Below are 14,488 nucleotides of genomic sequence, written 5' to 3'. Positions count from 1 at the left end.
AATACCACTAGCGGTAGTTTTTCTAAAGTAGCTCTTTAGTAGCCAATTTCGGCGCAAGCTGGTTCGTTACTTGGCAGCGTGCAATAGGTTTTTGGCAGGTTGCAAGCTGCCTGTCGCCAACGAATTCGCTAGACTAGCAACATCAACCAAGTTATGGAGCTGTTGCAATGTCAGAACAAATCGCGCTCAATCGCCACATCGTTCATCAATTTATCGAGCAATGTTGGAACCAAAAGAACCTGAATAGCATCGAGCAATTGCTTAGCCATGATTATGTCGACCATGCGTATCAGCCAGCAAATCAAGTCGGCTTGCTCGCAATCCTCGAACAATTGGGCCACAGTTTTCCCGATCATCAGCAGCAGATTCTGCATACAGTAGCCGAAGCTGATCGGGTTGTCGTTCAGTTGCGTTTTCGGGCAACTCATTTAGGTGAATTTCGGGGCATTGCGCCAACTGGGCTGGCAGTTGACGTTGCAGTCTATCGGATGTATCGGCTAGCGCAAGGCCAAATTGCCGAGCATTGGGCCTTATTTGATACTGCTGGCTTATTTCAGCAATTGCAGGTGAGCCTTGATGGGCAAAAAGCTTGCCAACGTTAAGCGTAGCCTTGGCGAAATTGGCGTGGTGCTTGGCCGCTAAATTGGCGAAAGGCACTGCTAAAGCTGGTTACGCTTTCAAAACCAACCGCCAAAGCAACTTCTAAAATGGGTAAATTGCTGGCAAGCAACAATTCAGCAGCCCGAATCATGCGTGCGCGATGCAGATAGGCCCGCCACGATAGACCCAATTCGCTAGCACAACGCCGTGCCAAGGTTCGTTCGGCCATGGCTCCTGCTTGGGCTGCCATGGCCAATGTAATCGGTTGCTCAAGCTGAGCCAAGCTATAATCCAAGGCGCGTTGCAAATCTGCCGATTGAGCAACTGGCAGCCAAAAATTATCAGGCTGGGTCGCTAGCTCCAAACAAACATCAGCTAAAGCCAATAAAAAGCGCTCAGCTTTGGGATCAAACTCAGCATTTTGGGGCCAGCGTTTGGCATGTTCCAACATTGCTTGAGCCATGGCCGAAACGCTAAACACCCGACAATCAGCGATTGGCAAATCGAAACTGCTTGGTGGAAGAATTAACGAGCTACAGACAACTGTGCTTTGGCAATGAATCCGAATTGGCACATGCGCTGCAATCCATGCAGCCCGCTGCGGTGGCAACAACCAGCGCAGCGTTGCCACCTCCAGCTGAAACGCACCTTGGGCAGCATACAGCAAATAGTGATGCGGAAACTGTTTCCAGCCACTATCGAAGGCCGCCAAGGTTTGATACAAACAATAGATCTGCATCGCAGCTTATTCTTGCCAATTCAGGGTGCGTTCTACCGCCTTGCCCCATTGCGCATATAAGCTATCGCGCTGATCGATGCTCATTTGCGGTTCCCAACGCTTGCTTTCGCTCCAATTGGCGCGCAATTCAGCAGGATTCGCCCAGTAGCCAACGGCCAAGCCAGCGGCATAAGCAGCGCCCAAGGCGGTGGTTTCGGCAACTTTCGGGCGCACAACGGGCACTCCCAAAATATCAGCCTGAAACTGCATCAACAATTCATTCGCCACCATGCCGCCATCAACTTTGAGGGCTTTTAATTCAACCCCTGAATCTTGGGCCATGGCGCTCACCACTTCGCGGGTTTGGTAGGCAGTGGCTTCAAGCGTAGCGCGGGCAATATGGGCTTTGTTGGCATAACGGGTCAGGCCAACCAAAACCCCACGCGCATCCGAGCGCCAATGCGGGGCAAACAAGCCCGAAAATGCAGGCACCAAATACACGCCGCCATTATCAGCAACGCTGGCCGCCAAGCCCTCTACCTCAGAGGCTTGATGAATAATGCCCAAATTATCCCGCAACCATTGCACCAACGAGCCAGTTACTGCAATCGAGCCTTCTAAGGCCCAAGTTGGCTGCTTGCCAAAATGATAGGCTGGCGTGGTAATCAGCCCATGGCTTGATTGCACCAAGCGTTCGCCAGTGTTGAGCAGCATAAAGTTGCCAGTGCCATAGGTATTTTTGGCCTCGCCAACTTCAAAACAAACTTGGCCGACAGTTGCCGCCTGTTGATCGCCCAAAATCCCCGCTAAGGGCACGCCATCGAGTTGGCCGCGACATGTGCCATAAACCTCGCTGGAAGAACGCACGCTTGGCAACATGCTGCGCGGAATCCGAAAAATTTCTAGTAATTCAGCATCCCAATCGCCAGTTTCGAGGTTGAGCAGCAAGGTGCGCGAAGCATTGGTTGTATCGGTAATATGCAAGCCGCCATGTGGCCCGCCAGTCAACCACCAAGCCACAAAACAATCGATCGTGCCAAACAGCAAATTGCCAGCTTCAGCCGCTGCCTGTGCACCCTCAACCTGATCAAGCAGCCAGCGAATTTTGGTCGCCGAAAAGTAGGTGGCCAGCGGTAAGCCCGTTTTGGCCCGAAAGCGATCTTGGCCGCCTTCGGCAGCAAATTGACGCACCAGCTGGTCGGTGCGGGTATCCTGCCAAACCAAGGCGTTATGAATCGCCTTGCCGGTGTGGCGATCCCAAATCACCGTCGTTTCGCGTTGGTTGGTAATTCCAAGCGCCGCAAGATCGGCTTTTTCGATGTTGGCAGCAGCCAGTGCGCCTGCAATTACGCCTTGGGTGCGTTGCCAAATCTCTGCTGGATTATGCTCAACCCAACCTGGGCGCGGGAAAATCTGGTTATGTTCGCGTTGATCAACGCCAACGACATTGCCATTGTGATCGAACACCATACAGCGGGTGCTGGTTGTGCCTTGGTCGAGCGCCGCAATATACTGCATACAATTACCTCATTGTAATAATTGGGGATTGGTTATGTTGATCCACGAAGTACCGAAACCACGAAGAACGCGAAGATCGCGAAGGGTTCATTTTTTCGCCAGAGATTGCCACAGATTTCCCTGATTATGCTTCCGATAGCCCATAGCTGCAATGGTTCATAAGGTTAACCACTGCCTGATCCCCTCACCCCAACCCCTCTCCCACGTGGCGGGCGAGGGACTTTCCTTTCATGCCGTGGTTCTGCTGCACTCCGTGACAAACGGGTGCTCCCCCTCGCCCGCGTCCAGTGGGAGAGGGGGCTGGGGGGTGAGGGAACACGGTTGCCAATCCAATGAACCAATACACATAGCCTGCCTCCTATGTTCTATGCTCTCTGTTCTATGCTCTCGCTTTCATCCTTCATCCTTCATCCTTCATCCTTCATCCTTTCGTCTCGTCTCGTCATCGCATTGTAACCTTAACTGCTTGAATGCGTGCCAGCCAAAGCGTAGGCTAAACCGCACAGCTATCGTTTTAGGAGGCACGGCCATGGCCCTTGCAACATTTCGACTTAACTTCCTGCCGCGATTGCGGGATGGGCGGCAGATTCGGCGCTATCGCCATCACTTGCTCGAAGGCGAGACCTTGGTTGGCTCGCAGCCGTTGTTGCCACATCTGCAACGCCTGCCGCTGCAATTTCAGCAGGTCGAAGGCGGCCCTTCGATGACCTTGCGCGATGCATTGCGTGAAACGCCCCGTTTAGCCTTGATCGAGCCAGGTTCACGCTCGCTGGCGATGCGCCAACTCTGCTTACAATGGGCACGCGGCGCTCAATTACCAACCGCCTATGTTCCTTTGCTCTACCGCGTTCAGCAAGCAGCAGACCGCTCAATCCAACCCTTGCAATTGTTGCATCAACAGATGGAACAGCTCGGCTTTGCAATCAACGAATTGGTGGTTAAACGTGGTCTGGCCGCTGGCGTATGGCTGTTATTGATCGAAGGTTGGGACCAACTCAAGCCCAACGAGCAACAGCGTTGGTCAACGTGGATTAGCGCATGGCTCGAACGCTATCCCGCCTTGTCGATGATGTTGGCGACCAGCAAACCACAAACAATTCCCAACCAATTTGCCTTATGGCATAGCGTGCAATGGCGAGGCTAAGGCTGGTTTTTTTGAATGTTTTTGAGAGCCTGTTCGGCGCGTTCTAAGGCCGCTGGATCAAGCTCGGTTGCATAGCGGGCTTGGGTATAGATAGCTGTTAATTCATCGATTGCTGGTTCGCTATTGGGCTGGCGTTGAGCATAGCCACGTCCATATTCGTGGGCTGTTTGATGCTTGCCTCGTGGCTGGCCATGATCTTCGCCAAGCTCCAAAAACTTGGTATACACCCGCCGCACTTTCTGGCGCTGTGGATCATCTGCGCCAAACTTCCAAGGCTTTTTGCGCCGAAAACGTTCTAAAATCTGCTCGCGTAAGCTATCAAACGACCAAATCGATTGCTCGACCACAGCCTCGCCTGGCACAGCTGCTCGCGTTTCAATCTCGCGCAGCCAGCGCAGCACAAGATAGATCAACCAGCAAATCATCAGCACGCCAATCAAGGCCACGCTGATCGTCAGCATATCGCCAAGCAACGAGCTTATTTTGCTGGTTTCCTCTGGTTTAAGCGTTGAAGGATCGACAGCTTCGGGCATCACCAGTTGTTCCGGCGGGCGTTGGTTTGGCTTGAATGAAGGAATCAGCCAGCCAACCAGCCACGACAACCCAACGCTAATGCCCCCAACAATCAGCACCAGTCCATCAATAAACGTGCTAAAAATCAGCCCTACAAGGCTGCGTTGGCCATCGACAAGCCCAAAAAGCAGCAGCGGAATACCAATAATTAACACGGTAAACAAGCTGCTCCAGCCCAGCATTGGCGGAGTTTGCAACTCGGCTTGGTTGCTTTGATCAAGCATCATGGCAAATAAACATGCCGCAACAAAGCCCAAGGCTTGGGCAACGAACAGCTGAATGAAGCTAGCTTCTTCGAGTGCGCCACGGGTCATGACTGGCCCCAAGGCCACAAACGCCACCAACAAGCCAAGCCCACGCCAAAACAGCTGTTGCAACCAATCGTGATTCCATTGATCGGCGTTGATTGCCCGCGCCATCAAGAAGCTCACCCCAAAGCCACTCAAGACCAATTCTTGACCACTGAAGCCAGTGCGTAGCCAAAGCCAGCCAAGCATGCTCAGCCCAATCGCGCCAGCGGCGGCAATAATCGCGCCTCGTTGGCGTAACCGCAGGCGCACACTCACCATGACGATCAAGCCAAAACAAAAAACTGGCCAACGCCAAACAGCACTCGCGTTATCGCCAACAATGTCGAAGCTGTTGAGCACAAGGCTCATTAGGCTGCTATAGGCGATGCAGGCACTGAGCAAAATTAATACTTTGGCGCGTTGACGATTGATCATGGCTCCCTCTGATAGCTATGAATCAGCTTGATACCAGCGACTTTGGGTGCATGTTCGCCCAAATACAGCCATACCGGTGCGTAGCCGTATTCGCGCAAACGGGTCAATGCGCTGCGATGAGCGGGCGTATCGACAACGCTAATCAGCAATACCGTTGCCCCCAAGGGCAAGCGCGATTGTTCGCGCCCAATAAACTTGGCAATTTCGAGCCGCGAATAGAGCGACATTTGCGCCAACACTTCGAGAATTGCACTGGCCTGTTTAAGACTACGGCTTGGCGGTAAATGCACCGCCGTATTGCCTTCGACCAAGGCTGCATTCGACCATAAGCCAACCGCATGCCCAGCTTTGTGCAACGCGCTACAAACCGTCGCCGCCATACTAATTAACCGTTCGCCTTGGAATTTATTGACCCCAAGATAGGCGGGCACAATCGTTTCAATATCAACAATGCACATCACGGTTAATGCAGTTACTGGCTCGTAAATTCTGGTTTGTAATTGGCCACGCCGCGCAGTTGCCGTCCAGTGAATGCTTTTCAGCGGGTCGCTTTGGGTATAATCGCGAATGCCAATTGGCACAACTGGATCAGTTAATAAGCGCTGCGAGGCGCGAATTGTGCCCAACAGCTCACGCAAGGGCATACCCAATTCGAGGTCTTTCAACAAGCGCGGATAGACGATCAAACGATCAATATCGTTGATTGTGGCGCGGCTCATGCTCAGGCCAAGCGGATCGCTGGCGCTCAGATTGGCCGGGCCAAAGCGGTGCAAGCCACGCTGTGGGCAGCGAATCGTATATTGGCGGGTCACTTGTTGGTAGCTGCTCAAACCAAAAGCGCGGGCTAAGATTCGATAGTTGGGGCTAGCAGCAGGTTGGGTTTCGATCTGCTCAATCTGAATCCCAACGGGCACTAAATCGTGCACATTGACGAATGGCAAGGGCAAAAATTTACGATTGCTCAGGGTCAGGCTCAGGCTGGTCGTGCTATCGGGGAAAAGATGGGTATGGCCAAGCTCACGCTGATATTCAACATGGGCAAACATACGCCATTCCCATAATTCTACCGCTGCGAGCGCCATAATGCCCAGCATACAAACCAATGGCAACAAAATGACATCGGTCAGCAAGCCAATAATCAAGAGCAAAACTAAGCAAAATAAGCCTGCTCGCCGCCCTTTCATGCCCGTTCCTCAACTGGCGTGGCAATGCTTTTGACAATATCGGCCAAAATTTTCTCTGGGCTGCGTTGGGCCAAGCGGGCCTCGGCTCCCAAAATGAGACGATGGGCCAAAACACTCGGGACTAATTGTTTAACATCATCGGGCAGCACGAAATCGCGGCCATGAATTAAAGCCCAAGCCTGGGCAGCGCGGGTCAATGCCAACGAGCCACGCGGGCTAGCTCCAAGCTCAATTTCTGAGTGCTCGCGGGTTGCCCGCACAATCGCAATTGCATACTGCCGCACTGCATCGCTTAGATGCACGCTGCGCACTGCCTGAATCGCATCCAACAGCTGCGCCTGATTGCTGACCGCGTGCATGGCAACCCATGGATCGCCCTGATTAAAGCGTTGGATAATTGCATGTTCTTCGGCTTCGCTGGGATAGCCCAAATTGACCCGCAACAAAAAGCGGTCGAGTTGGGCTTCGGGCAAGGGAAACGTGCCTTCAAGCTCAATGGGATTTTGGGTTGCCAACACCAAAAACGGGCGGGTTAATTGATGCGTTTCACCATCGATCGTGATCGTGGCTTCGGCCATGGCTTCGAGCAACGCTGATTGGGTGCGTGGCGTAGCGCGATTAATTTCATCGGCCAGCACAATATTGGCAAATAGCGGCCCAGCCCGAAACTGAAATTCGCTCAGTTTTTGATTGTAGAAATTCAGGCCCGTCACATCGCTTGGCAAGAGGTCGGGAGTAAATTGCACCCGCCGAAATTGGCAATCAAGGCTTTGGGCCAGCGCCCGAATCAAGGTTGTTTTGCCAACGCCTGGCACATCTTCCAGCAGCACATGGCCTTCGCATAATAAAGCTGTCAGCAAAAGATCAACGCTGTTCTGCTTGCCCACTACCACTTGGCCAACTTGGTTGCGTAACTGTTCGGCCCATGTTTGCACATTCAACGCGGTCATGATTTCCCTCAAATCACACAATTATTCATCTTCGACAACGGGCAGTGCCACCGTAAAGTTGCTGCCACGGCCTTCGCTGCTGGCAACCCAAACCACGCCACCATGGCCTTCGACCAAGTGTTTGACGATGGCCAAGCCCAAGCCTGTGCCACCAACCCCACGAGTTCGCGCCCGATCGACTTTGTAGAAACGCTCGAAAATTCGTGGAATCGCCTCGGCAGGAATTCCCGCGCCAGTATCGTGAATCGCCATAGTTACCCAGCGATTGCTTGGCTCCAGCATGCGGCTGAGATGATGGCCAAGCTCAGCCCGCGAACGCAAGCCTGCTTCAATCGTAATCGTGCCGCCAGCATCAGTCCATTTGACCGCATTATGCAGCAAATTGAGCAACACTTGGCTAATTCGGTCGCGATCAACATAGACTTCGGGCAAATCTGGGGCAACCGTCACCACAACCCGCAGATCTTTGCGCTTGGCTTGGGGCTGAATCCGATCATGCGCTCGCTCAACAATCGTGCTGACTGCGGTTGGCTGCAATTGCAAGGCCGTGCGCCCAGACTCAATCTGCGAAAGTTCGTGCAATTCATCGACCAACTGCATCACCGCATCAAGCTCGGTATCGACTTGACCAAGCATGCGTTGGGCCAACTCTGGCGGCGGCTGGGTTGCCAAGGTTTCGACCAACAGCTTAATTGAAGCTAGTGGTGTGCGCAATTCGTGCGATACATTCGCCACCAAATCACGGCGTGCGCGCTCCAACAAGCTGAGTTGGGTCAAATCGCGGGCCAGAATTAACGCGCCGCTTTCGGGCATTGGCTCACACCAAATTCGAATTGTGCGATTGGAAAGCACTGGTTGCAAAGTAACTTGTTGTGGGTCGCGGCGGCGAATCGATTGCTCAATCATCGTATCGGCCTGATAATCGCGCACCAAGGTGATGACGCTATGGTTGAGCACGGCGTTGGCACTGACCCCAAATAATTTGGCCGCAACATCGTTACAATAACGAATGGTACGGCCATCATTGACGACAATCACGCCTGCATCGAGCGCGGCGCTGAGCGTGCGAAACAACTGGTTAAATGGATCGGCTGGTGGCGGCGGCGCAACCACAGGCCGATTGCGTAAATAGTCCAGCTCGCGGCGCAAATTACGTTGCCCACGCCAGCCCCAAATCAGCGCGATGATCGTTGTCACCGCCAACAACACAATCCAGATCATTAGTTTTTGCGCTCGCTACGACTGAGTTGATCATTGAAGCGATAGCCAATCCCGCGCACTGTTTGGATATAAATTGGGTTGCTTGGGTCAAGCTCGACTTTTTCGCGTAACCACCGCACGTGCACATCGACCGTGCGCGAATCGCCTGGAAAATCGTAGCCCCAAACCCGTTCGAGCAGCAAATCGCGTGAGAGCGCCATGCCACGGTTGCGCATCAAACAGACCAGCAAATCAAATTCCTTTTGGGCAAGGGTAATTTCGTTGGTATCGCGAAACACACGGCGGCTGCCAGTATCAACTTTGAGATTGGCAGCGGTCAGCAATTCGCGTTCAACGCCGGTTGGTTGGCGATCGGTTCGGCGCAGGATTGCCCGCACACGGGCCAGCAATTCGCCAAGGCTAAATGGCTTAATCACATAATCGTCAGCGCCCAATTCCAAGCCAGCAATCCGATCAACTTCATCTTGGCGCGCGGTGAGCATCATAATGGGAATATTAGTTTCGCGGCGCAAAATGCGACAAACTGAAAAGCCATCGAGCTTAGGCAGCATCACATCTAAAATCAACAAATCGGGCTGTTCAGCGCGAGCCAAATCAAGCCCAGTAACACCATCGGAAGCAGAAAGCACGGTATAGCCTTCGCGTTCGAGGTTGTAACGCAGCGTATCGGCGAGCAGGGCTTCATCTTCTACCAGCAATATTGTGGACATAGGTTGTCAGCACCATGGTGATAAACATTCAGAAGGGCTTGCGCCCGCAGCTATTGTACCATTATCGCAAGGATGAAGGGATATTGATCTACGAAGGACACGAAGAGCACGAAGGATTGAAACCACGAAGCGCGCGAAGGACGCGAAGCACGATTCTTTAGCCACGAATTGCACGAATTCCACGAAAAATTGCCCAATAGCCCATAGCCCATAGCCATCAGCCCCAATATTCTATGCTCTATGTTCTTCCTGCTTTTTGACTTCTGCTTTTGCTTCTTACTCGTAATTAAGTTCTGATTCTGGCGACAAACTTTCAACAAAGGCTTGGAATGAAGGGCTGCAACACGAAACATTATAGTAAAGATCGCCCATCTCTTCGGCCTCTAGCTCAAATTCATGATCCCAAAAATAGACCTTGCCACGTTGCTCGCCACGAATCCCCAAGCAAATGATGTTGCCACCAGGATCGCAGGCAATTGGCAAAAGCTCTGGTGGCATTCGGGTTTCATCGGTGTAGACTTTAATCTCATCGCGTATTTCATAGTATTCTGAAGCTGGGTCTAAGGTAAAAAAGTAATGGATCATACTTTGATCATCGGGCATCAAAGTGCTATTTATATCAAAAACTGTTAGTTCAGGCTGGCCGCCATTGTGTTCAAGCAAAAATGCGCGATAATCTTCTGGCAAGCGACAACCCAACTCTTGTTCAAAGGCCGCGACTGCTTGCTCGTTGGTTGGGGCAAAGCCATCAACAATCGTAATATTCATCAAATTCTCCTCAATACTAAGCAGCATCCAGCATTCATCCACGAGGGATCGGAACCGCGAAGGCCACGAATTGCACGAATAGTTATTTTTAGCCACAGATTGTATTGATTATTATTTTCCAAAGCCCATAGCCAGCAGCCAATAGCCATGGGTTCTCTGCGCCGCTGCGTTAAGAATTTGATCCACGAAGGGATAGGAACCACGAAGCGCGCGAAGGACGCGAAGCACGATTCTTTAGCCACGAATTGCACGAATTCCACGAAAAATTGCCCAATAGCCTATAGCCCATAGCCATCAGCCCCAATATTCTATGTTCTATGCTCTATGCTCTATGTTCTTTCTGATTTCATTCCTCATCCTTCATCCTTGCATTCCGTTCCCGCTTGCCGCGGGCTAGGTGCTGTTTGATCAAACGCTCGACCACGTTGCGATCGGCAGTGACTTGGGCTTGAATTGCGCGGCGGGTTGCAAGCGTCTGGTTGAGATTTTTTAGGTGCCAAATCCAAAGCTTGAACATGGTCAAATTGCGCTGGCGCAGACTCACAAGCACGGTTTTGGCCAGCATGCGCACGCTATAGCCAACAACCGCCGACCATGGCCGCAACTTTAGGTAGCTATACAAACCATTTTTGCTGCTTTCGACCAACCAACGCTGGCCGCCGCCGCTGCCGCCACGTTCGTGAACGACCAGCGCCTCGAAATCTTCGAGCACCTGCCAACCCAACAACCACGCCCGCCAGCACAACTCGGTATCTTCCCAATAGAGGAAAATCTTGGGGTCGAAGCCGCCAATTGCTTGCCATGCGCTCCGCCGCAACAGCAGCGCACAACCAGGAACCGCCGCCGTCATCGCTACACCTTGGCGAGTGGGCGGCGCTTGGTTGGGGTACAATGTGGTTGGGCAAATAATCGCTGCCTGTGGATGTTCATGCAAATGTTGGCGCAAAATCGTCAGCCAATTGGGGGTTATTTGCACATCGGGATTGAAAAATACAAAATATTCGCCAGTTGCTATTTCCATGCCTTGGTTGCATGCCGCGCCAAAGCCATGATTCTGTTGATTGGCGATCAGCGTGACTTGCGGATAGTGTTGGCGCACCAGTTCTGCCGAACCATCGCTCGACGCGTTATCGACGACGATTAATTGATAGTTGTCGTCGTTGGTGGTGGCGAGGCTAGCAAAACAGGCTGGGAGCAATTCGGCGCTGTTGTAGCTCACAATAATGATCGAAATTTGGCCTGAAATCATGGATTCTTCTCGAATAAGCGCCGATACACGTCAGCAGTTTGCGCCGCAAGCTGTGCCCAATCCAAATGTTGAACCGTTTGTAAGGCGTTTTGCTGCAAGGCTTGACGATTGGGGTGCGCGGCGGCGCGCTGCAAGGCGGATCGTAAACTCGCTACATTATTTGGCTCAAACAAAAAGCCATTCTCACCTTCGCGAATCAACTCGCGCACTGGCGGCAAATCGGGCGCAACCACGGGCCGAGCATACGACAATGCCGCCAACAACATGCCCGAGGTTAATGTTTTGCGATACGGCAAGACCACTACATCCGCCGCCGCAAACCATGCAGGTAACAACGCATCGGCAATAAAATCTGGTCGAATAGTGATCGCTGGGCTTGTCGCAAGCTGCTGCAATTGCTGAACATACAATGGGTCTTTGACTGCTCCGACGATCTCCAATTGACCAAGCTCAGCAGTCCAAGCTTCGATTAATAATTCTACGCCTTTGTAAGGGCGCAGTGTACCCAAGCTAACCGCTAAAAACTCGTTTTGCTTGAGCTGTAATAGCTCGCGGGCGGCAGTTTGTTGCAATTGCGGGCCATAAAAACCGATATACGCCCCATGCGCAATAACCGTGGTTTTTGCCGCAACCTGATAGCATTGATCGATTAACTGAGCCGCAGCCTGTGAATGAACAATAATTTGGCCAGCCGCTTGAATCATAGCTTGGTAACTACGCTTAGCCCAAGCAGGATGGCGCAATTCGTGCGGCTCTAAGTTGTGCGCAGTCCAAACCTGTTTTGCGCCACGCAAGCGCAGCAAACGCAAAAGCGCAATAAAGCTCATACTGCGCAAAGCGGTTGCGCTTTGGCTCGGACGCTGGGTCAATTCATCGAAAAAATGCCAATGCAAAACGCGCTGATCACGCCCCAGCAAGCCAGCGCGCAAGCTTTGAGCAAACGGCTGGCGCATAATCCGTAGCTCGGGCCAAGCAACAAATGGATCATATAACAAATCCAGATACGGACTAGTTGTGAGCAAACGCGGAATTGGATAGATGTTTATGGTCATAGCGTTTGCGTTGGTCGCAGTTTCGACCAACGCCCTGACAAAAGAATTTAGGGTGTGGGAATTCCACGGTAGCTGGTGGTTCCGCCGCCAGTTGTGAAATAGAGCGTGCCATTAATCTCGCCAATAATGCCCGAATAGCGGGTTGCTGGCAAGTTATTGGGCATCTGCGCCCACGTATTGGTCGCCGGATTATACACATAAATCGTGTTATGTTTTGTGCCATTGGTTGTCTGGCCAGCAAACACGAAAATCTTGCCGCCAAGCACTACCGTCGAGTGGCTAATATGGTTCAAGGCCAAGGGAATATCGGCCAATTGCTCCCACGCATTGGTTGCAGGATCATAACGATGCACATCGTTATCGACGGTTAAGCTGCCATCGTGACCATGTTGGCCGCCAATATAATAGAGTTTGCCATCAAGCACCACGCCGCCAGCGTGCTGCCGTGGGTTGGGCAATTCGGCATAGGTTAATTGGTTGGTTTGGGTTACCCAGCCAGTCGCCAAATTATTCAAATCGAGCACAAAGTGGGTGCCAACATCATTTACCTTGTAGTAGGTTCCGCCAACATAGTGCAACTTGCGATCCAAATAATACAACTGGCCAGCGGCACGTTGCAGCGGAATCACCGGCAAGTTGGTGTAGCTATTGGTGGCAGTATCGTAATAGCGGGAAACCCGCGAGCCAAAAATTTGGCCAACGCCATCAAAATCTTCGATATAGCCCCCAACAAAGAAGATTTTCTGGCCATCAGTCGCCGTGCCAACGTGAGTCAGGCCACGCTCCAAGGGTGCAATCGCCGTCCAAGTATTGGCCACAGGATCGTAGACATTCGACAAGCGCGAGGGCGTATCGCCCGATAAGCCAGGCTGGCCGAAACCACCAAAGACATACAATTTGCCGCCGACAACCGCACCTTGGGCTTCGACTGCACCAAAAGGATAGCTAAATGGCGTTGGCACAGCAGTCGACCAAACAATTCGCGTGAAGTTGGCGGGCGTGGTTGGCGTGGCCGTGCCGACAATCGTGGTTGGCGTAGTTGTTGGTGGTCGCGGCGTAGCTGTGGTGGTACTAGTTGCGGTTGCCGTGTTAGTTGGCGTACTGGTTTCGGTTGGCGTGTTGCTGGGAATGTTGGTTGCGGTTGGCGTGTTAGTTGGAACGCTGGTTGCAGTTGGCACATCGGTTGGCGTGTTAGTTGGAACGCTGGTTGCAGTTGGCACATCGGTTGGCGTGCTAGTTGGAACGCTGGTTGCAGTTGGCACATCGGTTGGCGTGTTAGTTGGAACGCTGGTTGCAGTTGGCAGATCGGTTGGCGTGTTGGTTGGCAACGGAGTATCCGTCGCGGTGAGGCTTGGCTCAGCGGTTGGCGAAACTGTTACGCCGAATGCGGTTGGCGTTGCGCTTGGCAAAGCCGTGATCTCACTCGCATTTTTCAAAATTAATGGCAAGAATGTACAATCGCTGACGCTACAATCAGGGTCATCCAACAAGCTATTCGTCCGAGCCAAACTCAAGCCAACGCTCGCCGAAAGCAGCGTCAGGCTAGTTGCAATTATCATCAATCGTCGGCGCTGCATGCAATTTCCTCCGTATATAATGGGGCTGGGAATCGGTTGTCAGGGTTCGGGAGTTGTGATCCACGAAGAGCACGAAGAGCACGAAGTAAGGCTATTGGCTGAAGGCTATCGGAGATTGGTTTGAAATCTCAACAAGTATTCCGATAGCTCATAGCCACAAACATTTTTAGCCACGAATTCCACGAATTGCACGAATAATGTTCCGCTAGCCAACAGACCATAGCCATCTTTCCTCTGCGTTCAATCCCTGACCCTATGTTCAATGTTCTATGCTCTATGCTCTATGTGTAATGGTTCATTGCGTTAACCTTCGATTGCCCCCTCACCCCAACCCATCTCCCGTGGCGTGGGGCTTTAACGCGCTGGTTCTCCCGCAATTCCTTGGCGAAAAATGGTCGGCTCCACCTCGCCCGCGTTTTCGTGGGAGAGGGGGCTGGCTTTCAAGGGTAGGTAGTTAACACGGGTGACCATGGTTCCGGATAAAACCGTCCCACGAGAA

At 52.3% G+C, this 14,488-nt stretch carries 13 protein-coding genes; 2 read left to right on the top strand and 11 right to left on the bottom strand.

Going from position 1 to position 14,488, the window contains the following annotated elements; genetic code table 11:
- Positions 1–167: 167 nt before the first annotated feature.
- On the top strand, positions 168–602 hold the full coding sequence (locus JOD20_RS07005) for an ester cyclase (RefSeq protein WP_204754580.1): 435 nt from the start codon (positions 168–170) through the stop codon (positions 600–602).
- Here JOD20_RS07005 and JOD20_RS07000 read toward each other — a convergent pair.
- Positions 599–1,339, bottom strand: coding sequence for a helix-turn-helix transcriptional regulator (locus JOD20_RS07000; RefSeq protein WP_204754579.1), 741 nt, complete (start codon positions 1,337–1,339; stop codon positions 599–601). The genes JOD20_RS07005 and JOD20_RS07000 overlap by 4 nt on opposite strands.
- A 6-nt stretch (positions 1,340–1,345) precedes the next feature.
- Positions 1,346–2,836: a glycerol kinase GlpK gene (glpK, locus tag JOD20_RS06995; RefSeq protein ID WP_204754578.1), complete on the bottom strand. Its 1,491-nt coding sequence runs from the start codon at positions 2,834–2,836 to the stop codon at positions 1,346–1,348.
- Positions 2,837–3,365: 529 nt separating this feature from the next.
- Between glpK and JOD20_RS06990 the strand changes: the two genes are divergently transcribed.
- Positions 3,366–3,980 (top strand): NACHT domain-containing protein, encoded by a 615-nt coding sequence (locus tag JOD20_RS06990; RefSeq protein WP_204754577.1) that lies wholly within the window; start codon positions 3,366–3,368, stop codon positions 3,978–3,980.
- Here JOD20_RS06990 and JOD20_RS06985 read toward each other — a convergent pair.
- From JOD20_RS06985 to JOD20_RS06945, 9 genes are all read right to left on the bottom strand, one after another.
- Complete coding sequence (locus JOD20_RS06985; RefSeq protein WP_204754576.1) at positions 3,977–5,278, bottom strand: DUF4129 domain-containing protein; 1,302 nt, start codon at positions 5,276–5,278, stop codon at positions 3,977–3,979. The two genes, JOD20_RS06990 and JOD20_RS06985, sit on opposite strands and share 4 nt — an antisense overlap.
- Positions 5,275–6,462 carry a DUF58 domain-containing protein gene (locus JOD20_RS06980; protein ID WP_204754575.1) on the bottom strand — a complete coding sequence of 396 codons (1,188 nt, stop codon included), beginning with the start codon at positions 6,460–6,462 and terminating at the stop codon, positions 5,275–5,277. The genes JOD20_RS06985 and JOD20_RS06980 overlap by 4 nt, the downstream gene beginning before the upstream one ends.
- A complete protein-coding gene (locus tag JOD20_RS06975; protein ID WP_204754574.1) occupies positions 6,459–7,412 on the bottom strand; it encodes an AAA family ATPase in 954 nt (317 codons plus the stop codon). The genes JOD20_RS06980 and JOD20_RS06975 overlap by 4 nt, the downstream gene beginning before the upstream one ends.
- Before the next feature lie 21 nt (positions 7,413–7,433).
- Positions 7,434–8,633 carry a sensor histidine kinase gene (locus tag JOD20_RS06970; RefSeq protein WP_204754573.1) on the bottom strand — a complete coding sequence of 400 codons (1,200 nt, stop codon included), beginning with the start codon at positions 8,631–8,633 and terminating at the stop codon, positions 7,434–7,436.
- A complete protein-coding gene (locus JOD20_RS06965) occupies positions 8,633–9,343 on the bottom strand; it encodes a response regulator transcription factor (RefSeq protein ID WP_054533396.1) in 711 nt (236 codons plus the stop codon). The genes JOD20_RS06970 and JOD20_RS06965 overlap by 1 nt, the downstream gene beginning before the upstream one ends.
- Positions 9,344–9,619: 276 nt before the next feature.
- On the bottom strand, positions 9,620–10,111 hold the full coding sequence (locus JOD20_RS06960; RefSeq protein ID WP_204754572.1) for an SMI1/KNR4 family protein: 492 nt from the start codon (positions 10,109–10,111) through the stop codon (positions 9,620–9,622).
- 346 nt (positions 10,112–10,457) lie between these two features.
- On the bottom strand, positions 10,458–11,360 hold the full coding sequence (locus tag JOD20_RS06955; RefSeq protein WP_204754571.1) for a glycosyltransferase family 2 protein: 903 nt from the start codon (positions 11,358–11,360) through the stop codon (positions 10,458–10,460).
- On the bottom strand, positions 11,357–12,412 hold the full coding sequence (locus JOD20_RS06950; protein WP_204754570.1) for a glycosyltransferase family 4 protein: 1,056 nt from the start codon (positions 12,410–12,412) through the stop codon (positions 11,357–11,359). Before JOD20_RS06950 ends, JOD20_RS06955 begins: the two co-directional genes overlap by 4 nt.
- A gap of 47 nt (positions 12,413–12,459) precedes the next feature.
- A complete protein-coding gene (locus JOD20_RS06945; RefSeq protein WP_204754569.1) occupies positions 12,460–13,989 on the bottom strand; it encodes a Kelch repeat-containing protein in 1,530 nt (509 codons plus the stop codon).
- Between the last annotated feature and the right edge of the window lie 499 nt (positions 13,990–14,488).

The sequence above is a fragment of the Herpetosiphon giganteus genome, assembly GCF_016907925.1.
Lineage (GTDB): Bacteria > Chloroflexota > Chloroflexia > Chloroflexales > Herpetosiphonaceae > Herpetosiphon > Herpetosiphon giganteus.
This window is presented reverse-complemented; position numbering and strand designations above follow the sequence as displayed.

Bases quoted from the DNA above. Each gene is read 5' to 3' on its own strand.
- JOD20_RS07005 (WP_204754580.1), top strand. From the start codon at position 168: ATGTCAGAACAAATCGCGCTCAATCGCCACATCGTTCATCAATTTATC.
- JOD20_RS07000 (WP_204754579.1), bottom strand. From the start codon at position 1,339: ATGCAGATCTATTGTTTGTATCAAACCTTGGCGGCCTTCGATAGTGGC.
- glpK (WP_204754578.1), bottom strand. From the start codon at position 2,836: ATGCAGTATATTGCGGCGCTCGACCAAGGCACAACCAGCACCCGCTGT.
- JOD20_RS06990 (WP_204754577.1), top strand. From the start codon at position 3,366: ATGGCCCTTGCAACATTTCGACTTAACTTCCTGCCGCGATTGCGGGAT.
- JOD20_RS06985 (WP_204754576.1), bottom strand. From the start codon at position 5,278: ATGATCAATCGTCAACGCGCCAAAGTATTAATTTTGCTCAGTGCCTGC.
- JOD20_RS06980 (WP_204754575.1), bottom strand. From the start codon at position 6,462: ATGAAAGGGCGGCGAGCAGGCTTATTTTGCTTAGTTTTGCTCTTGATT.
- JOD20_RS06975 (WP_204754574.1), bottom strand. From the start codon at position 7,412: ATGACCGCGTTGAATGTGCAAACATGGGCCGAACAGTTACGCAACCAA.
- JOD20_RS06970 (WP_204754573.1), bottom strand. From the start codon at position 8,633: ATGATCTGGATTGTGTTGTTGGCGGTGACAACGATCATCGCGCTGATT.
- JOD20_RS06965 (WP_054533396.1), bottom strand. From the start codon at position 9,343: ATGTCCACAATATTGCTGGTAGAAGATGAAGCCCTGCTCGCCGATACG.
- JOD20_RS06960 (WP_204754572.1), bottom strand. From the start codon at position 10,111: ATGAATATTACGATTGTTGATGGCTTTGCCCCAACCAACGAGCAAGCA.
- JOD20_RS06955 (WP_204754571.1), bottom strand. From the start codon at position 11,360: ATGATTTCAGGCCAAATTTCGATCATTATTGTGAGCTACAACAGCGCC.
- JOD20_RS06950 (WP_204754570.1), bottom strand. From the start codon at position 12,412: ATGACCATAAACATCTATCCAATTCCGCGTTTGCTCACAACTAGTCCG.
- JOD20_RS06945 (WP_204754569.1), bottom strand. From the start codon at position 13,989: ATGCAGCGCCGACGATTGATGATAATTGCAACTAGCCTGACGCTGCTT.